We start from the raw sequence: 18,085 nt of genomic DNA on the forward strand, positions 1-18,085 counted from the left end.
TATTTGAGGTAAAAATGTACACACAAAAATCACGTTTAGCACTCGCGCTAATGCTATCGCCATCACTTTTAGTTGCTGGTGAAGGCCATCATGATGAGCATCATCACGAGCATGGCGAAAAGACAATTGAAAAAATCCAAGTGACCGCATCCCGTTTAGGTCGCATCGTCACGGAATCTGCAACCCGTATTGAGCTAATAAACGGCGAAGAAATCCAAGAAAAAGCGCTGATGCGCCCAGGTAATATTTCAATGTTGGTGGCCGAAACAGGTGGCGTACGCGTGCAAAACACATCGCCTGCGCTTGGCAGCGCGAATATTCGTTTACAAGGGCTGTTCGGCCGTTACACCCAGTTATTAAGCGATGGTTTACCACTTTACGGTGGTCAAACTGCCTCTATTGGTTTATTACAGATCCCGCCCACCGATTTAGCTAATGTGGAAATTATAAAAGGCTCAGCCTCATCGCTTTATGGCGGTTCAGCGTTGGGCGGCGTTATCAATTTAATTTCGCGTACACCAAACGATGAATTTGAAGGCGAGGTATTACTGAACGCCACCTCAAAAGACGGGCAAGATATTACAGCCTATTTTGCTGCACCAGTGAACGATAAAACCCGTGTGTCAGTTACCGCTGGCGTGCACAATCAACAGCAGCAAGACTTAGATAACGACGGCTGGTTAGATATGGCAGCGTATCAGCGTGCCACTGTCAGACCGCGCATGTATTGGGAGAGCGAGCACGGAGCTAACCTGTATGTAACAGTTGGTGCGATGCACGAAACTCGTGAAGGCGGTACAAAACAAGGCGCAGTGATGCCAGATGGTAATCCGTATGCACAAAACCAAGATACACAAAGACTCGACACCGGTTTTATCTTTGATAGCCCACTGAGTGATGAGATGAACCTCAATATTCGCGGCTCTGCAATGCAGCAAGATCATCAACATGTGTATGGCTCAGTATTGGAAGACGACAGTCACAAAAGCTATTTACTTGAATCAAGTGTCTCTGGCTACGCTGACTCTCTTGCATGGCTTGTAGGCACAGCATATCAATCAGACAGATTTGAGTCTGATGACTTCGCTATGTTTAACTACAGCTATCATGTACCCGGGTTATTCTCTCAAATTGATTATGATGCAACAGATGATGTGTCGATGTCACTGAGTGCGCGCAACGATTGGCACAGCGAATATGGCACCCAATTTAGCCCGCGCGCATCCATACTCTATCGCCCTGAAAACTGGACTATTCGCGGCTCATACGGAAAAGGGTTCTTTGCCCCTACGCCGTTTATTGAAGACATTGACGATACTGGTTTATCGCGTTTAGCACCGCTTAAAAACCTGCAAGAAGAAACCGCATCAACCGCATCCATTGATATTAGTTACACCCTTAATAACATTGAGTCGAGTGTTACTTTGTTTTCCTCTGAAATCGATAATGTCACCGAATTACAGCCCATCAACCCTGAGGAATTTGGTGGTAAAACGGTACGCATTACAAATGCCGAAGGACAAACTGATATTCATGGTGCAGAGTTATTACTGCGCTATCGCTGGCACGATATAAAACTGACCGGCAGCTACTTGTATCTTGATGCCAGTAAACAAAATAGTAATGGCATGTGGAGTGTACCGCTTGATTTAACCCCCAAGCATTCTGCAGGTGCAGTTATTATGTGGGAAGAGCATGGTAGTCATTTAGTCGGGTTTGAAGCTTACTATACAGGCACACAACATTTAGAAAATAACCCATACCGCGACAAGAGTGAGGCATATTGGCACCTAGGCCTTTTAGGTCAAATTACCATTGGCAGAGTAAGTTACTTTTTAAATGCAGAAAATTTACTCAATGTACGTCAAACAAAAACGGACTCGCTCTTACTACCACAGCAAGACCCAAGCGGGCGTTGGACGACTGATATTTGGTCTCGCAATGATGGCTTTACGGTTAATGCGGGCATTCGAATTAAATTTGGTCACTAAACCTTAACTTCGCGTTGCAAAGCAAGCCTAAGGCTTGCTTTGCTACGTTTTTGTAAATTAAAACCAGAATCACATGCGACTATTGATAATCAAGAAGGCTTAACCCTTCTTTTTCACACACGGTTTTAATTGCACTGTGCTGTGCGAGATTTTTTAAAAAACGCCCTAGGTTATTAAACGCAAGCGGTGGCTTTTTAAATTCATCCACCCAGACACACAACATAAATAAGAAAAAATCACAGGCAGTCACACTTTGCCCAATCAAATAATTTTTATGTTTTAGTTCATTATCAAGCAGCGCGAGCATATCGGTAATGCGGGATTCTTGCGCCTCAACAATTTGTGCTGTTTGCTGTGCATCTAGGGTGTGTTTTTCAGGGTAAAAATACACCATAAGTTCAGCTTGAACTGTATTGGTTAAGTACATCATCCACTGAAAAAATACCGGGCGGTTACTATCACCTAATGGCGGGATCAAATTAACATCTGGGTGATTTTCAGCTAAGTGAATGCAAATAGCAGGGCTTTCAAAAATGGCAGTGCCGTTATCAATTAAGGTGGGAATACGCCCCGCAGGGTTTAATGCCAAATACTCTGATGATTTTTGTTGATTACTTTTTCTGTCTACTTTAATCAAGTCATACTCTACGCCTAACGCTTCAAGTATAAAATGCGGTGCCATACTGGCATTAAGCGGATAATAATATAACTGATACACAGAACATTCCTTTTAAATGAATAAAAAATTTAAACCATATAGTTAGAAATATACGAGTTTATAACTGGAACTAATTAAGCATTACGACATAAGTCGATTAGTGCGACTACAGAAATATCAAAGGCTACAATTTGGCCCATTGCTGCCTTAAACCGAATAAGTGAATCAAACCGATTGTTAAACAAATGGTTGAACTCCAAAGCCAAAATTCAGCACTTCTTCCCATAGGTTGATAAATCAAAAAAAAGCCCGCTATCCCACGCGCCAAATAGATAAAGGAGATTAAAATCAACGCTAAGCGAATCAATGGTAATTTTTTGATAAGCCCAGCAGCGGAAAATGCATATGCTGACCACGTTGTAAGAATAATAAAGATAACGCTGGTGACGATTGTTGGCTGGATGCTGCCTTTTTCGGCAAGTTGTGCCATCTCTTCACCAGCGCCAAAAAAACGATACCAAGGTGCACCAAAATAAATACACCCTAAGTGCAATAGCGCAGCAAAAGCACTTAACGAGCCGCCAATAACTAAGTATTTATTCATTTACTTCCCATCCTTTAAAACATTTATGCAGTTACCAGGTTTTATATAAACTTACACATACCTAAACCAAGCGGCTCACCTGTCCGAGGTTGATAACCAAATTGCTGATAAAACGCCTCTTTTCCATGAGCGGCTAATAAACCAACTGTCGCTCCTGGAGTTATCTGCTTACTCAAATAGCGTTCAATCTCTTGCATTAGGCTTTTACCAATTCCTGCGCTTTGAAAGTCGGGGTCAACGACAATATCTAGTAAGTAAAAATACATTGCACCATCGCCAACAACCCTGCCATAGCCGACTAAGGTGTTATCTATTTCTATGCAAATATGAAATAGCGAGTTTTCTAAGCTTTTTGCGACAACTGATTGCGCGGGGTTTTGCCATCCCACTTTATTTCTGATCGCCATAAAATCAGTAATATTGGGAGCTTGATAATGTTTAGTGAATGACATCTTGTTCCCCCAAATACATTGCTAGCTAGATAGGTTTTGCCAAAAAAAACAAACTAAAAATAAACTCACGCCTGCAAAAAGAAACGTTTTTTGCACTGTACTTTTTATGAGTGTTGGCAATCTAAACGAAGAAGATAACAATTGATTTAATGGGGTAAAAAAGAATTTGGGGGCAAGACCAAGGCTAACTAAAATAAGAAAAATTGAAAAAAGGGTTACTAAGTCGATTAGGTGCAGGCCGTTATAAACAAAATCATATGCACCAGTAGATAGAAACAAAAATCCAATTACAAAACACAGTGCGGTTGCGACACTTTCTCTTTCTGATTTCACTTCGAACACCATTTTCCCTATTTTCGGGAAATTTATATCATGTTTTGTAAGGCATTGTCAGCAAATTAGTTTTTAGTGAATTGTTACCAAATATTAAGGTTAACAACAAAAATAAAGTTGATTTCATGGAGGCATGTTTTATCAAGGTTACTTTCTGTTATGCTAGCCATTCTTTTAATTGCACAATCAACGTATCTGAAGACCCATGAAGTCGCTTAAAATCTTAATTTTTGCTTCAATATTTTTTATAAGTCCTGCCTTTGCCAACCAACTAAAACCTTTTACCAGTGACGGCTGCAGTGCTTTCCCAGATGGCACTTTTGAACAAAATACACTGTGGTTAAGTTGTTGCGTGTCTCATGACCTCGCGTATTGGCAAGGTGGTACTTATCAGCAGCGCAAAGACGCTGATATTGCCCTAAAAGAGTGTGTTGCGAAGGTAGGCGAAAAGCAAATCGCAAATTTAATGCTCGCGGGAGTACGTGTCGGTGGTTCACCTTTTTTTCCAACCACATTTCGCTGGGGATATGGTTGGCCATACCCTAAACTCTATGGTCAACTTAGCAAAAATGAAAAGGAACAAGTGAATACGCAACTAGCAAAAATAAAGCGTGATAAGCCAAGCTTAGCCACGCTGAAAAAGTCATTTTAGCGTTATTATTGTTTGCTAAATGGTGCGGTTAGGTTGAATTCCAGCAACGTATTATTTGGAATATTAACCGTATTTCCCCGGGTAAGTAACGAAATCCCCGCACCTACTTTAGCACCATCTTTCGCTCCCTTAGAGCCATTAGCTAAACCACCAATTGCCGCTAATCGTGCCGTTCGTCCAACAGTAGATTTGCCCGTGCCTTCAGTGACAGCCTGCGCAGCAGAGGTTTTTATCGTATGCAGTTGATTATCAATCATAATGTCAGTGAATGTAAAAGTAAGTGAAGACTTGCCTGCAAGCCGACCCGATTGATTTGAATCCGTTATAACGCCATACACAGTTGCACCTCTAGGTGCGACTGTTACGCCATTTGCAACTAAGTCAGCCTCTAAGCTCGCTGTAAATTTTTTTCCGACCGCGCTATTTTTGCTATTTATCGTTTCTAATGTGCGAACCATAATTCGCGTGCCTGCAGGCACAATTAGTTCGCCACCTTGCGCTTGTGGCTTATCTATCTGAAGTGATTGAATTTTATCTTGGCTAAACTCCAATTGCTGACCGGCTAACTCAAAAACTACTTTGCCATTATCTTGTGAAATTACTTTGCCATTGAGCACTTGCCCATCGGTTAAGGTGATAGTATCAGCCTGCACACCCGCCAAATAGCACATCGAAAATAATGTTAACAATACCTTTTTCATTTTTTGTCCTTTTCCTGTTTTATTTAAAGTTGGTAATTAAACTCGATACGATGATCCCCATCCGCTAAATCAACTGCTTTATTCCAGTTAGCAAAATAACGAATATTTGCTCTTGGGCTAAGTTGATAAGAGGCGACAAACTCATGCGTTAAAATCTGGCTATCGCCAGCATAATAAGTGTCTTTATAACGATCACTTCCTGAAACTGTAGTGAGCCAAAGTGGATTGTAATTAAGCCAAATTTTATCGCTAATAGTAATTTTTCCGTAAAAGCCAATGGCAGCAAATGCACCGGGTATTTTATAGCCGTCGTCTTTATCATTCTCTACTGTTAAACCGACACCAGCCAAAGGATAAAGCTGAAAGATGGAAAATTTTGGTAGGGCTTGAATAAAGCTATAAGAAGTATCTAAGGTTTCTTTATCGATATTTGCGTTTACATCAACTTGTGTGCCACGACCATTTTCAGTATTCACACTGAAGTTACGAAATCGGAACCCATCAATTGAATTATCAACCGAATTAAATAGTGGCTTTTCATTATCGCGGATACCTAACAACTCGCCAGCAATGCCCTTTAGCTCGATGATATTCATTCCCATAGTGATATCACTGCCAGTCTCATAAGTTTGCCCTACTTTGAGGTTAAACCCTTTATCTGTCAGCCCGACACCGGCTTGCGTATAAACAGCCAAAGGGTCTGACATATCTTGTAGCTCTTGCTCTTCAGCGTTTGCTGAAAAACCAATCATTGCGAATAACATGAGAACGAACGCGTGTTTTTGCATTTTCGACTTTTCCTCTGTCTATTAAAAAGGCAGCTAATTAGCTGCCCTTGAGATAGTAGATATTATTTGTAGAATTTGCTATCTACTTGCTTATTGCTAAAAGGCACAATTTCAAATGCAGGGTTAAACTCTACAAGCGAGCTTGTTAGCTTTTCAACAACGGTTATGTCACCTTTAAATTCAACTTTCTTTTGATCGACTAATTCTTGAAGCTTAGCCTGACCAAATAAAATTTGTTTAAATGCAGCATCGTCTAATACCAATTCTGCGTCAGCCGCTTTTGGCTTATCTAATTGGATATTACTTAAGTTTCCGTTAGACATTTCTACATAGTAATAGTCATCAGTACCTTTTAAGTTCACGCTCAGTGTAAAAGGCGTATTTTGCGCTTTTAACGAATCTACTTGAACAGCAATGAAATCAAGTAACATACCCACATCCATTTCAGATACCACATCTGCCGAAGCGGATTTCGGTGCGCCAGGTGACACTTTACCTAAACGCAGTTCTTGAGCACCCGTTAAGTAAATATTGCGCCAACCTGCGCCCTCAGCTTGATAACCAAGTTGTTCATAAGTATCTGCAAGAAGGCTACGTGCTAACATATTTTCTGGTTCAGCCATAACCACTTTGTTCAAAGCTGTAGCAACAAAACGATACTCACCTTTGTTAAAGTCTTTTGTAGCGCGAGAAAGCACTTCTTTTGCACCACCCATGTATTCAACAAACTTTTTAGCTTCTGCTTTTGTTGGCAACGGATTTAAGTTAGCAGGGTTCATATCAAAATAGCCTAAGTACATATTGTACACAGCACGCGCATTGTGCGAATAAGTTCCATGATACCCATTGGTGTGCCAAGACTTGAAAATGCTCTCAGGCATCACTTCATAAATGGCATCGCCTAGATCTTGTAACACATAGCCGTTGTTAGCTAATCGCAACGTTTGGTTATGTGTAAAACCATACGCATCGCGTTGCATTTTCAGATAATCTTGAATCGCTTCATTACCCCAAATCGGCGATGAATGCGAGCCAAACAGTGTTTCAACTTCACCGCCAAAGTAGTGCAACATTTCATTAATTGTTTTCGACCACTTGAGTGAATCACGCACTTTCGCACCACGTAAGGTATAAACATTGTGCATACCGTGGTAAGTGACCTCACCTGTCCAAAGCGCTTTCATTGATGGGATATAAGTAACCATTTCAGATGGCGCCTCTGTGCCTGATGCATCAAGGAAAACCATTTCTACACCATCAATGGTAAGTGTTTCAATTTTACCTTTGTGGTTTAGCTCATAATCAGGTTTTACGTAGGTGATTTCACCGTAAGAAATACCTTTTGCCAAAGCAGCATCAACAATGCCCTGCTCACTTCGACCCAGTGTTGCACCATACTGATAAGCCGCCCTACGTGACATAGCATTACCGGCAAGCACGTTTTCATCTACAGCTTCTTTAGTGATATTTTTTGAGCCATAAACTTTTACATCAGGAAAGGCTTCTTGAATAGCACGTGCGCCGCCAAAGTGGTCAGCATGAGAATGCGAATAAATCATTGCAACAACCGGTAACTCTTTGCCAGAAGGTACATTGTTAAAGAAAAATTTAAGCACCTGCGCTGCAGCTTCTTTCACCGTAAGTACGTCGTAAACAATCCAGCCTGTATCACCTTTAATAAATGTTAAAGATGCTAAATCGGCACCGCGTACTTGATATACTTTCCCTGGCAGTACTTCATAAAGACCTTTAGCGCCTTGGTTTAAAACAGCCTGACGCCAAAGCGATGGATTAACTGTATCTGGTGCATCATTAGCACTGTTTAAATCAATAAAATCAAAGCTGTTGCGAATAATATCGCCCGTTTCTTTGTCAAATTCAGCGATAAGTCCAGCGCTGTCATTTTTGAACGCTGTTGTGTCAGCAAAGTTTAATTGCTTAGCAAGCCCTTGATTTGCTTTGATGGTTGCCGCTGTTGCTGGTTTACCATTTACATTTTTTAAATTAAGGGCATGTTCATCAGCTGAAATGTTTGCACTTGCAAGGCCTAAAATAATACTTATTGTTACTAAATTACGTTTCATAAGTTTCTCCGTTTTTTTATTTTTACCATACTAAACAACTAATAGATCATAAGAAAAGACTAAAAGTACATTTATTATTTAAAACAAATAGGTGCGCCTAACATTAATGTGTGTTTGTACTGTCTGTATTAACACACCTTGTTTTTCTCTGTCTCTTAAAAACTAACTTACTGTTTATTAACCTTTAATGAAGCAAGGTTTGAAAAACCTTAAATCGAAACGCGTCACTATTGCACTTAATTAAATAACACCCACTTCCTAATTGATTTAAGTAAATAGTTTCGCTTTTAGTAAGCCTTTTAAAACTAGAAAAGATAAATTTGCTTATCTGTAAAATAAAATTGTATACATTATATCTTATATAGTTTACATTTGATTTACATTCACAACAACAGGTAGCAAATAACAATGAAAACAATCACACCCTTAGCCATTGCAGTATCGGCTATTCTCGTTTCAAGTGTTGCAAACGCAAAAGGTAAGCCAACTCCCGATTCAGTATTACCACATCAATTCACTTGTAGCCCAAGCTTAAAGTTTCAAGCGCAAGATATGACACAACAACAGTTTATAGACAGTTGTGCACTTGTTGGCGCTGAAGAAGAATACTTCCATCAACGATTAGAAACGGGTTATCAACCTGTAGCAGGAGATTTAAACGAAGATCTTTTAATGGTTATTTTTGATAATTACCGTCAATACGATCGCTACGGCTATCGCTTCTTTGGTATTAATACTAATAATGGTGGCATGTACATCGAAGGCAATGCTGAAGACCCAAATAACCAAGCCACATTTTATGCTCATGAAGCGGATTGGCTTCGCCCTGAATTTGCAATTTGGAATTTAGAGCATGAATATGTTCATTATTTAGATGGTCGTTTTGATTTAAAGGGTAACTTCTCAGACTATCCTGAAAATACTGTGTGGTGGAGTGAAGGATTAGCCGAATACATTTCACTTAAAGATAACAACCAGGATGCCATTGCATTAGTCCAAGGTAACCTACAAGACCGCACTTTAGATCAAGTCTTTAATACTAACTATTCAAATACGAGTGATGAAATTTACCGCTGGGGTTATCTTGGCGCACGCTTTATGTTTGAGAATCATATGGATCAAGTTCGAAATATTCGTACTGCGGCGCGTGATGGAAATTGGGCAGAATATCAAACAATTCTGGCAGACACAGCTGCAAATAACGAACAACAATGGCAAAACTGGCTAGTAGCATTAGCAGGTAATTAATACCAAATTCATTAAAATCACAAGGATGTGAGTTTTCATTGGAGTATCTATGAAAAAATACGCATTTCTCATTGCGGTTGGTTTACTTAGTAGCATGCCATGTATCGCACAAACACTTAATCCAAAACCCATAATAAATGCAATTGAGCACAGCTTAAGTCAAAGCCAAACTTCCGAAAACCCTGACTTACGCCAACCTATTGTCAGTGTAAAGGGGCATTACAACCCATTTACGGGGACCACATTCATCATTAACTTCGCAGAATTAGCGACGACTGAACAGCTTAATAAACAATTACTCAATTTAGCATCAGAAGAAAAAAAAGCGTCATTTCACGCAGCCCAACATGAAGCTAAAACCCTATCTCATCACGTATATCAATTAGAAAGAAAAATTAAAGCAATCGAGAAAGGTAATAGTAATGCAGAGCAACTTACCAGTTTGCGCCATCAGTTAAGCGAACTGACATTTTCCAAAGCAAAAATAAACAATCAATATCGCAACGCCAAAATGGCCGTATTCAATGACATTATTGGCACAAACACAGTACACAATATCGAGCGTCAATTATCAGCTAATGTATGCCATTTAAATGATCAACAAAAGCAGTCGCTGAATACGCTTACCTTAGTATTAGTTGATGTTCAAAATAGCCCACATGAAATTACATGGCATTTTTCAGATTTATTCACGTGTCAGGATAACTCATTGGCTGAACAGATAAAGTTTGCCAATACAAAACAAGTATCTAGATTTTAAATAGGGAACTAAACTGATCAGATTTTCGAATTCTCACTAAGCGCAAAAGTTAATCCTTACCTATACTTGTGAGTAAAGTGTTGCTCATAACTTAATGACTTTCTCATGTACTCACTATAGGTAAGCCAATGTTCAATTTTGTAGCGCGAAGTTTAAGAATAAAGTTACTGTTAGTCTTTATCATGATGCTACTTGCGTTCACCAGTGTGCATTTGGTTATAAGACAACATTGGACAATTCCACAATTAATTGCTCTTGAATTAGAAAAAGATAGAAAAGATATTTACCAGCTCAATTCCGCCCTGGCACGTGTATTTAACGAACTTGAGATGTTAGTTTATGATAATGCCGTTTGGGATGAGCTTTATAACGTCGTAATCAACAGCGACGTAGAGTACTTAAATGAAAACTATTTTATTCCAAAGTCATTCGTCTCACTTAAAATTAACGGAATGAGCTTTTTTGACAGTAAGCAGGCCCTAATTGCAGAGCTTGCTATTGATCAACAAAATACCCCATTAGCTCACTCCCCTTTTAACGTACTAGCAGACCCACTAAAAAATAAACTGTTAATAAGCCCACAAGAACTTGCCGCCAATAATAATCAAGTGTTATTTAAAAAAGGGTTTATCAATATTAACGGTAAATTAGTGCTGTTTATGAGTGGCAGTGTTTTACCTTCCTCTGGTATGGGAGAACTTGCAGGTACCATGTTTGTGTGGAGCTATTTTGATAGCAAAATAGAGCAACAACTGTCTGAAATTATTCAAGCACCTGTTACCTCGTTATCATTTTCACAAGCATCTAAGGTTAGCCCGCTCATCGCTTTTAGCGAGGTCGACACAGTAAATAGCATACGCAACGAGCAATCGAATATTAACGTAATATTTAACGATGTTTTTAATCAACCTGCACTCGTGCTTAGCTACCCGAAACCAGAACGTATGTTCAACGATCACCTTTTTGAAACTTCTATGGTCATTGCCCTTGTAATGTCATTGCTTATTTTATTGGTGATTTATTTTATCTTGACCATCATGATTATTTTACCGCTTAGAAAGCTGCGAAGCACCGTTAAAGAAGTCATGGACAGAGGTGATTATAAGCTATCAACACATATTGAACGGGCTGATGAAATTGGCCGTCTAGCGTACCTCATTGATATTTTATTTAGCAAAGTAAACGTGCAACAAACCGCGCTGAAACGAAATAATCGACAACTTAAACGCTTAAGCGATACCGATCCTCTCACTGGCATTGCAAACCGAAGAGCAATGATGCAAGTTTTAGCACACACCACTGAACAAGATATGCCTATCAGTGTCATCATGTTAGATATCGATTTTTTCAAAAAATATAATGATCACTACGGCCATCAACAAGGTGATTTAGCAATAAAAAGTGTTGCCAAGTCACTCAAAAAGCATGTTCAACGCAAAACCGACATTGTTGCACGCTATGGGGGGGAAGAGTTCGCAATCGTGTTACTTAATACCAGTCTTCATGATGCTCAAACGCTTGCCTCAACAATGTGTGAGTCAATTGAAGCACTCAATATTGAACACCAGCATTCATCGGTTTCTTCCTATCTAACGGCATCATTTGGCGTAACAAGCTGCGAATTGTTTCGTGATTTTACCATTGAGACCCTGTTTCACCAGGCAGACAACGCACTTTATAAAGCCAAAGAGCAAGGTCGTAACCGCGTTGTCAGTTTCTCCATAACGCCCCATCAACATGCTGTTTAGATTAGTAAAAGTTAATAAATGTGTTTGGAAACTACTTGGACATTATTAAGTAGAAATTATTTGGAGGGCTAACAACTGAGGTGAAATTGCTAGGCCCTTTTATAAATAAGGCGTTAAAGTAGGTGCCATATTTTCCGGTAACCAGCGTAACATGACCGCTTTAAACTGCTCGCTTTGATTAACATTATTCAAAACATTATTGATTGCTTTTACTGTTTCATCGCCTTGGGCATTTTTACTGCAACCAATATAGCCCTTAGAAACCGCTTTCGCTTCCAATACACTCAGCTGAATAAGCGAATCTTGTTTATCCATCGTAGTTTTTAAAAAAGTATGCTCACTAGGGTAACCTACAATAATATCAACGCGACCTTTCATCAGCATATACGTTAAACTTTCAAGCGTATCGCGCCCTGCACGCGCTGAAACTTGTGGCTCAGGTGATAAAGCAATAATTTCATCAATTTCTTTTCCAAAAGAGCGATTAAGCGTAGTTCCAATTGTTAAACCATGATTTAAAATCAAACGCGTTAAAGACACAGGGCTTTTACTGTCTAACCCAAGTTTTTCTGCCGTTGTTTTTCGCATTGCAATAGCAGGAGATAACCCTAATGTTGAGTACTCATCGGTGAAACGTATGAATTTTCTACGTTCATCATTGCGATAAAGCGACGCCATACAATAAACTTCGTCGTCTTTATTAATTGCTTTTACCGCGCGACTTGCCGGCATAACATGCCGTTTAAATTGATATCCAACTAAATTCGCTGACACTAAGTCAATTACTAGCTCATCTCGTCCTTGGCCCGAAAAATCGCCTTCTAAAATATAATAAGGAGGATAATCAACCACAATCCAGTTAATCACACCAGCAAGGCAATACGTGGGGAGCAGCAATACAAGTAACAAAATTCGCACTTTTCTCGCCTCTAATACAACCACTTACTAAGTTTAGGCTATCACGTTGAAAATTTTCAGTAATATTTATTTTTACTATTAAATTAAGTGCTTATGCTTTGATGGTATTAAAAAATATCTGACCTACTTTCTCAATTTATGCACAAGGAGAAAATGGCACCCCATGGCTTTCTAAAAACATCTTTGCTAAATTGCTAACCCGCGGCTGCACAACACTTTCAGTCACAAAGAGAAAAACCATGATTGTAGATAATGTGCTTCCCAGCGACTATGCTGAAATGCTCGACGTTTGGGAAAACTCAGTCCGAGCAACGCATGACTTTATTACAGAAGAAGACATTGCGTTTTTTAAACCCATTATTTTAGAGCACGCGTTTCCAGTGGTAACGCTAAAGTGTATTAAAAATGATGTGGGTGCAATATTAGGATTTATTGGCGTTCATCAAAACAAAATTGAAATGCTGTTTGTGCTAAATGCAGCACGCGGCCAAGGCATTGGTTCAGCATTACTAAAATTCGCCAAGGATCATTTAGCGGCCACTAAAGTAGATGTTAACGAACAAAATCCAAGTGCAGTTGGTTTTTACCAACATCATGGCTTTTGTATTACATCACGTTCGCCACTAGATGATATGGGTAAACCTTTTCCAATATTGCATATGACGTTATAAACCATTGTGAATAGCTCGGTTTGGCGTAAACACTTTGTGAGAACTAAGGCCCAAAGCTAATAACTTTGGGCTTTTGCGTTTTACGCCGCAATCAAACAATAATAAATGGAATAGACCATGCGGAAAATCGAGGTTTTACCTTACAACCCAAGTTGGGCTTCACAATTTAAAAATGATGCTGCGTTAATCACCTCAATTCTTTCTAGCAATTTAATTGCAATTGATCATATTGGCAGTACAGCTGTGCCAAATCTAGCAGCAAAACCGGTTATTGATATTTTACTGGAAGTAAACTCGCTCGATGTGCTCGATACGTGCAACGAAGCGCTTCAACACATTGGATACAAAGCCAAAGGTGAGAATGGCATTACTGGCCGCCGCTATTACCAAAAAGGTGGAGATAATCGCAGTCATCATATCCATGCGTTTGTAAAAGGGGATGAACAACTCTTTAAGCACCGTGTTTTTCGCGACTACCTTATTGCATTTCCGTCAATCGCTAACGACTATGCAAAAGTAAAACTTAATGCTGCAACAAATTGTAACAATAACAGTGCGTTATATTGCGAAATGAAAAATGATTTTATTGCTGAGCATTTAGCAAATGCAGTAAAGTGGGCAAATCAAATTAAATGTTAAGAATATCACTCAACACTTTGTTTTAAGCTAACCATAGTTAGTGACTTTTACCTTTAAGCGATTAGTTTAAGCGCTATTAATAACAGGAAAATAATGGATAATAACGCCCTCTCAGTCGATACATTTAATCGTTTAGCAAAGCAATATCAAGATAAGTATATGGACTTCGACCATTACTTTGATAGTTACGATACCTTTTGCCAGTTATTAAACACCAAAAACGCTAGCGTACTCGAAATTGGTTGCGGCCCCGGTAATGTAACTCGATACCTGCTAAATAAACGAAGCGATCTTCAGATCACAGGCATAGATCTGGCACCCAATATGATTGAACTTGCCAAAGCGAATAATCCAACAGCTCACTTTAAAGTGATGGACTCACGTAATCTAAGTGATTTAAATCATCACTATGACGCTGTATTTAGCGGCTTTTGCACACCTTACTTAAATAGCCAAGAAGTTGAAAATCTGATTAAAGAAGTGTCGAAGTGTTTGAACGTGGGTGGCCTTTTCCATATCAGCACTATGGAAGGTGAAAGTGCTCGCTCAGGCTTGCAAACATCCAGCAAGGGCGATCAAATGTACATTTACTATCATACCTTTAGTGACCTTGCAGCCATGCTTGAAAAATATGCGTTTGATATTATTAAGGTTGACCGTAAAGTGATGAATTCAGATGCAACAACACCTGATACCGATCTCTTCATTTACGCTAAAAAACGCGCGCAATAGGAAGTACTATGTTTAACCAACACGTGCTCTACGTCACCATAAATAAAGATCACATCACGATTGATAACTTTGACGCTAACAAGCAGGAAGTGATCACTGGCGCGTTTTCTAATGCGCGTTTAGCTATCGCACATTTTCAAACTTGCGAAGCTCAGTTAAAAGAAGCCATCAGCCGCGTACAAAGCAAATCATTGCTGCAAAGCCTTACATTAGTAATGCATCAACAAGTACTCAACGACGGTGGTTTATGTGAAATTGAAGAGCGTATTTTACTTGAGCTTGGGTTAGGCGCTGGTGCAAGCAAAGTATTTATCTGGCAAGGTGAACCACTTACCAGTGAGCTGATAAAGCAAAAAATTTACGAGAAAGGACAATCATGAAACTTGAAATGCACGTAGTTGATGCGTTTACAAATGAGCTGTTTAAAGGCAATTCTGCGGCTGTAATCATCACAACTGAATGGCTGCCAAAACACAAAATGCAGGCCATTGCGAGCGAGAACAATTTATCCGAAACCGCATATTTAGTAAAAGATAGCAAAGGTGTTTTTCATATTCGCTGGTTTTCACCGCTCACTGAGATTGATTTTTGTGGCCACGCAACACTTGCTTCCGCCTTTGTTTTATTTTCGAAGCACCCTGAAATATCAAAGCTTAAATTTTTCGCAAGTGCGGTAGGCGAAATGACTATCGTTAAAAACGCCCTTGGCCGCATTGAAATGGATTTTCCAAATCGCCAACCAGTGCTTGTTGCCACCAGCGACATTCCCAAAGCTTTGCTTGAGGGGCTTTCACACCCGCCTATTGAGGTGCTTAAAAACAATCAAGCTTACTTCGCCATTTATGATAATGAAGCGACTATCAATGCGATCACCACCGATTCTGACAAGCTCAAACAGCTGGCCCCTTTTGATGTTACGGTGAGTGCACCAAGTAAAGACTTTGATTGCGCATCACGTTATTTTTGGCCAGCCAATGGCGGTGATGAAGACCCTGTAACCGGCTCTATTCACACAGGCATCGCACCTTACTGGGCTGAGAAACTTAATAAGCAACAGATTGTGGCGCTGCAAGCATCAAAACGCAGTGGCATTTTGTACTGTGAAGTAAGCGATGAGCGTGTAAAAATATCAGGTGATGCAGTGCAATACCTTTCAGGCACCATTACAGTTTAAATAAGTTCCGCATTAACATCACTTCAGCTTGTTCGGCTTAGCTTTTAGGCGTTTACCTGCAAGGTTTAAAAAACGCTGAAACGTAGGACAAACTAAATGATGAGGCGCGCTACACTCAGCAGCGTGCCTTAAACCATCGCGTATCGCAGTCATCGATTTTATTTGCTTATCAAGCTCATCTGCCTTTTCTAGCAATAATGAACGATTCACCTCAACACCATTTGGCAATAGCATTTTAGCAATTTCATCGAGCGATAACCCCACGTAGCGCCCCAAATTAATCAGCGCTAATTTTTCGATCACTTGCTTGTCATAATAACGGCGCAAACCATTGCGCCCTGCTGAGCGAATAAGTCCTTTCTCTTCATAATAGCGCAGTGTAGAAGGCTTAAGCCCTGACTGCTTTGCCACTTCTGCAATATCCATTAATACCCTTCCTACAACACTTGACTTAAAGTCGACTTGAAGTAATAGACTTATTCTATTCGTTAACAACACAGGCGTAAATAATGACATTTGATAATATGTGGGATGTGCGATTTGCAGAACAGGAATATGCGTATGGCACTCAGCCAAATACCTTTTTACAACAGCAGATTGCACAACTTAAGCAAGGTAAATTGCTCACGTTAGCCGAAGGTGAAGGTCGCAATGCTGTATTTTTAGCAAAGCAAGGTTTTAAGGTGGTTGCCGTTGATGCATCTGTTGAGGGAATTAAAAAAGCAAAACATTTAGCTGCCATAAATAGTGTGGAAATTGAATTTATTCATGCCGATTTGACCACATTTGATCTTGGTGAAAACCGCTGGGACAGTGTGGTGTCGATATTCTCACCACTCGCAGAAACAGAACGGCATCACTTGCATCAAAAAGTGGTAAAAAGTTTAAAGCCAAATGGTACTTTTTTAATGGAGGCTTATACGCCAGAGCAAATTAAATTTGCGACCGGTGGCGGTAATGATGTCTCAACCATGCTTACCAAAGAGCAAGCTAAACGTGAATTAAAGGGACTCGATTTCAAGTTACTGCAAGAAATAGAACGCAGTGTCATTGAAGGCAAGTTTCACACAGGTAATGCGTCAGTGTTGCAAGTAATTGCTAAAAAAGCGATATAAATCAGTACTCTAAAATGATACAAAGGCGTTCATGCCATTTATTTTAATACGCAAAAGGAAGTTAAAATGCGTTTATCCCTGACTTTAGCGCTAATTTTAGCAATTAGCAGTGGCGGACTTTTAGCCAGCACCAATAACACAATTTATGATGAATTACGGGACCGCAATATTCCTGTTACGGTTTCTAAGCCTATAAATTCAGCAAGTTGCACGCAAAAAAATCAATGTCCGGTCGCCATAATTAGCGCAGGTTACGGCATTAAGCATACAAAGTATCAATTTATTGAAGCCCTGCTTAAACAGCGTGGATTTTTAACCATTGCCGTTGGTCATGAGTTGCCAAGCGATCCACCACTATCGACCACTGGCAATTTATACCAAACACGCAGTGAAAATTGGCAGCGTGGCGCAGCCACTTTGCGTTTTGTAAGATCTTTTCTTGGCGAAAAATTTGTTGGGTATAACTTTAATGCGCTCACGCTTATAGGTCATTCAAATGGTGGGGATATTTCGTCGTGGCTTGCAAATGAACACGTCGATTTTATTGAGCGTGTGATTACCATTGATCATCGCCGTGTGCCACTTCCGCGAAATCACAATATCAAAGTGCTATCAATTCGTGGCAGCGATTTCCCAGCAGATGAAGGCGTGCTTTACACACCAAGTGAATTAAGTGAATACCCTGTCTGTATCGTTAAAATTGATAAGTCTCGCCATAACGATATGTACGATGGCGGCCCGACTTGGTTAAAAGAAGCCATTATCGACAAAATCGCGCTATTTTTAACTAATAAGCCCTGTGACAATAAGCGTTAAT

General features: G+C 39.8%; 20 protein-coding genes. 12 read left to right on the forward strand and 8 right to left on the reverse strand.

What is annotated here, in order from left to right:
- Positions 1–14 precede the first annotated feature (14 nt).
- The gene (locus tag OM33_RS21705) at positions 15–1,991 is read left to right on the forward strand and encodes a TonB-dependent receptor plug domain-containing protein (RefSeq protein WP_040136747.1); all 1,977 of its coding nucleotides are present in this window, start codon (positions 15–17) and stop codon (positions 1,989–1,991) included.
- Between the two features lie 79 nt (positions 1,992–2,070).
- Here the strand turns inward: OM33_RS21705 and OM33_RS21710 are convergent, their stop codons facing one another.
- From OM33_RS21710 to OM33_RS21720, 3 genes are all read right to left on the reverse strand, one after another.
- A complete protein-coding gene (locus OM33_RS21710) occupies positions 2,071–2,709 on the reverse strand; it encodes a glutathione S-transferase family protein (RefSeq protein ID WP_040136749.1) in 639 nt (212 codons plus the stop codon).
- A gap of 124 nt (positions 2,710–2,833) precedes the next feature.
- A complete protein-coding gene (locus OM33_RS21715; protein ID WP_040136751.1) occupies positions 2,834–3,253 on the reverse strand; it encodes a hypothetical protein in 420 nt (139 codons plus the stop codon).
- A 41-nt stretch (positions 3,254–3,294) separates the two neighbouring features.
- Entirely contained in the window at positions 3,295–3,705 is a 411-nt protein-coding gene (locus OM33_RS21720) for a GNAT family N-acetyltransferase (RefSeq protein ID WP_040136753.1), read from the reverse strand.
- A gap of 538 nt (positions 3,706–4,243) precedes the next feature.
- Between OM33_RS21720 and OM33_RS21730 the strand changes: the two genes are divergently transcribed.
- The gene (locus tag OM33_RS21730; RefSeq protein WP_040136758.1) at positions 4,244–4,690 is read left to right on the forward strand and encodes a hypothetical protein; all 447 of its coding nucleotides are present in this window, start codon (positions 4,244–4,246) and stop codon (positions 4,688–4,690) included.
- Between the two features lie 5 nt (positions 4,691–4,695).
- On the opposite strand, the gene OM33_RS21735 is transcribed toward OM33_RS21730, so the two are convergent.
- From OM33_RS21735 to OM33_RS21745, 3 genes are all read right to left on the reverse strand, one after another.
- Positions 4,696–5,391: a hypothetical protein gene (locus tag OM33_RS21735; protein WP_052141261.1), complete on the reverse strand. Its 696-nt coding sequence runs from the start codon at positions 5,389–5,391 to the stop codon at positions 4,696–4,698.
- A 23-nt stretch (positions 5,392–5,414) separates the two neighbouring features.
- A complete protein-coding gene (locus OM33_RS21740; RefSeq protein WP_052141262.1) occupies positions 5,415–6,179 on the reverse strand; it encodes a hypothetical protein in 765 nt (254 codons plus the stop codon).
- Positions 6,180–6,241: 62 nt separating this feature from the next.
- A complete protein-coding gene (locus OM33_RS21745; protein ID WP_040136759.1) occupies positions 6,242–8,263 on the reverse strand; it encodes an alkyl/aryl-sulfatase in 2,022 nt (673 codons plus the stop codon).
- 408 nt (positions 8,264–8,671) lie between these two features.
- On the opposite strand from OM33_RS21745, the gene OM33_RS21750 reads away from it, so the two are divergent.
- From OM33_RS21750 to OM33_RS22290, 3 genes are all read left to right on the forward strand, one after another.
- The gene (locus OM33_RS21750; RefSeq protein WP_052141263.1) at positions 8,672–9,511 is read left to right on the forward strand and encodes a collagenase; all 840 of its coding nucleotides are present in this window, start codon (positions 8,672–8,674) and stop codon (positions 9,509–9,511) included.
- Positions 9,512–9,560: 49 nt separating this feature from the next.
- A complete protein-coding gene (locus OM33_RS21755) occupies positions 9,561–10,271 on the forward strand; it encodes a hypothetical protein (RefSeq protein ID WP_040136761.1) in 711 nt (236 codons plus the stop codon).
- A gap of 128 nt (positions 10,272–10,399) precedes the next feature.
- Positions 10,400–12,019 carry a sensor domain-containing diguanylate cyclase gene (locus tag OM33_RS22290; RefSeq protein ID WP_052141264.1) on the forward strand — a complete coding sequence of 540 codons (1,620 nt, stop codon included), beginning with the start codon at positions 10,400–10,402 and terminating at the stop codon, positions 12,017–12,019.
- A 99-nt stretch (positions 12,020–12,118) separates the two neighbouring features.
- Here OM33_RS22290 and OM33_RS21765 read toward each other — a convergent pair whose 3' ends face one another.
- Positions 12,119–12,937, reverse strand: a complete 819-nt coding sequence (locus tag OM33_RS21765) for a transporter substrate-binding domain-containing protein (RefSeq protein WP_052141265.1) — start codon at positions 12,935–12,937, stop codon at positions 12,119–12,121.
- Positions 12,938–13,176: 239 nt separating this feature from the next.
- On the opposite strand from OM33_RS21765, the gene OM33_RS21770 reads away from it, so the two are divergent.
- The 5 genes from OM33_RS21770 to OM33_RS21790 all read left to right on the forward strand — a co-directional run bounded on the left by OM33_RS21770 (position 13,177) and on the right by OM33_RS21790 (position 16,153).
- Positions 13,177–13,608 (forward strand): GNAT family N-acetyltransferase, encoded by a 432-nt coding sequence (locus tag OM33_RS21770; RefSeq protein ID WP_040136764.1) that lies wholly within the window; start codon positions 13,177–13,179, stop codon positions 13,606–13,608.
- Between the two features lie 117 nt (positions 13,609–13,725).
- Positions 13,726–14,247, forward strand: a complete 522-nt coding sequence (locus OM33_RS21775) for a GrpB family protein (protein ID WP_040136766.1) — start codon at positions 13,726–13,728, stop codon at positions 14,245–14,247.
- 93 nt (positions 14,248–14,340) lie between these two features.
- Positions 14,341–14,979, forward strand: coding sequence for a class I SAM-dependent methyltransferase (locus tag OM33_RS21780; protein WP_040136768.1), 639 nt, complete (start codon positions 14,341–14,343; stop codon positions 14,977–14,979).
- An 8-nt stretch (positions 14,980–14,987) separates the two neighbouring features.
- A complete protein-coding gene (locus tag OM33_RS21785; RefSeq protein WP_040136770.1) occupies positions 14,988–15,359 on the forward strand; it encodes a hypothetical protein in 372 nt (123 codons plus the stop codon).
- The gene (locus tag OM33_RS21790; RefSeq protein WP_040136772.1) at positions 15,356–16,153 is read left to right on the forward strand and encodes a PhzF family phenazine biosynthesis protein; all 798 of its coding nucleotides are present in this window, start codon (positions 15,356–15,358) and stop codon (positions 16,151–16,153) included. Before OM33_RS21785 ends, OM33_RS21790 begins: the two co-directional genes overlap by 4 nt.
- A gap of 18 nt (positions 16,154–16,171) precedes the next feature.
- Here the strand turns inward: OM33_RS21790 and OM33_RS21795 are convergent, their stop codons facing one another.
- Positions 16,172–16,579, reverse strand: a complete 408-nt coding sequence (locus OM33_RS21795; protein ID WP_040136773.1) for a helix-turn-helix domain-containing protein — start codon at positions 16,577–16,579, stop codon at positions 16,172–16,174.
- Positions 16,580–16,662: 83 nt separating this feature from the next.
- Between OM33_RS21795 and OM33_RS21800 the strand changes: the two genes are divergently transcribed.
- Together OM33_RS21800 and OM33_RS21805 are read left to right on the forward strand one after the other, a co-directional pair.
- Positions 16,663–17,268, forward strand: a complete 606-nt coding sequence (locus OM33_RS21800) for a class I SAM-dependent methyltransferase (protein ID WP_199922581.1) — start codon at positions 16,663–16,665, stop codon at positions 17,266–17,268.
- Positions 17,269–17,334: 66 nt separating this feature from the next.
- A complete protein-coding gene (locus OM33_RS21805; RefSeq protein WP_040136775.1) occupies positions 17,335–18,084 on the forward strand; it encodes an alpha/beta hydrolase in 750 nt (249 codons plus the stop codon).
- The last annotated feature ends 1 nt before the right edge of the window (position 18,085 follow it).

Source organism: Pseudoalteromonas piratica (assembly GCF_000788395.1).
In the GTDB taxonomy this organism is placed as follows: Bacteria; Pseudomonadota; Gammaproteobacteria; order Enterobacterales; family Alteromonadaceae; genus Pseudoalteromonas; species Pseudoalteromonas piratica.

Excerpts from the sequence above, each read along its gene's own strand:
- OM33_RS21705 (WP_040136747.1), top strand. The coding sequence starts at position 15 with ATGTACACACAAAAATCACGTTTAGCACTCGCGCTAATGCTATCGCCA.
- OM33_RS21715 (WP_040136751.1), bottom strand. The coding sequence starts at position 3,253 with ATGAATAAATACTTAGTTATTGGCGGCTCGTTAAGTGCTTTTGCTGCG.
- OM33_RS21720 (WP_040136753.1), bottom strand. The coding sequence starts at position 3,705 with ATGTCATTCACTAAACATTATCAAGCTCCCAATATTACTGATTTTATG.
- OM33_RS21730 (WP_040136758.1), top strand. The coding sequence starts at position 4,244 with ATGAAGTCGCTTAAAATCTTAATTTTTGCTTCAATATTTTTTATAAGT.
- OM33_RS21735 (WP_052141261.1), bottom strand. The coding sequence starts at position 5,391 with ATGAAAAAGGTATTGTTAACATTATTTTCGATGTGCTATTTGGCGGGT.
- OM33_RS21740 (WP_052141262.1), bottom strand. The coding sequence starts at position 6,179 with ATGCAAAAACACGCGTTCGTTCTCATGTTATTCGCAATGATTGGTTTT.
- OM33_RS21745 (WP_040136759.1), bottom strand. The coding sequence starts at position 8,263 with ATGAAACGTAATTTAGTAACAATAAGTATTATTTTAGGCCTTGCAAGT.
- OM33_RS21750 (WP_052141263.1), top strand. The coding sequence starts at position 8,672 with ATGAAAACAATCACACCCTTAGCCATTGCAGTATCGGCTATTCTCGTT.
- OM33_RS21755 (WP_040136761.1), top strand. The coding sequence starts at position 9,561 with ATGAAAAAATACGCATTTCTCATTGCGGTTGGTTTACTTAGTAGCATG.
- OM33_RS22290 (WP_052141264.1), top strand. The coding sequence starts at position 10,400 with ATGTTCAATTTTGTAGCGCGAAGTTTAAGAATAAAGTTACTGTTAGTC.
- OM33_RS21770 (WP_040136764.1), top strand. The coding sequence starts at position 13,177 with ATGATTGTAGATAATGTGCTTCCCAGCGACTATGCTGAAATGCTCGAC.
- OM33_RS21775 (WP_040136766.1), top strand. The coding sequence starts at position 13,726 with ATGCGGAAAATCGAGGTTTTACCTTACAACCCAAGTTGGGCTTCACAA.
- OM33_RS21780 (WP_040136768.1), top strand. The coding sequence starts at position 14,341 with ATGGATAATAACGCCCTCTCAGTCGATACATTTAATCGTTTAGCAAAG.
- OM33_RS21785 (WP_040136770.1), top strand. The coding sequence starts at position 14,988 with ATGTTTAACCAACACGTGCTCTACGTCACCATAAATAAAGATCACATC.
- OM33_RS21790 (WP_040136772.1), top strand. The coding sequence starts at position 15,356 with ATGAAACTTGAAATGCACGTAGTTGATGCGTTTACAAATGAGCTGTTT.
- OM33_RS21795 (WP_040136773.1), bottom strand. The coding sequence starts at position 16,579 with ATGGATATTGCAGAAGTGGCAAAGCAGTCAGGGCTTAAGCCTTCTACA.
- OM33_RS21800 (WP_199922581.1), top strand. The coding sequence starts at position 16,663 with ATGACATTTGATAATATGTGGGATGTGCGATTTGCAGAACAGGAATAT.
- OM33_RS21805 (WP_040136775.1), top strand. The coding sequence starts at position 17,335 with ATGCGTTTATCCCTGACTTTAGCGCTAATTTTAGCAATTAGCAGTGGC.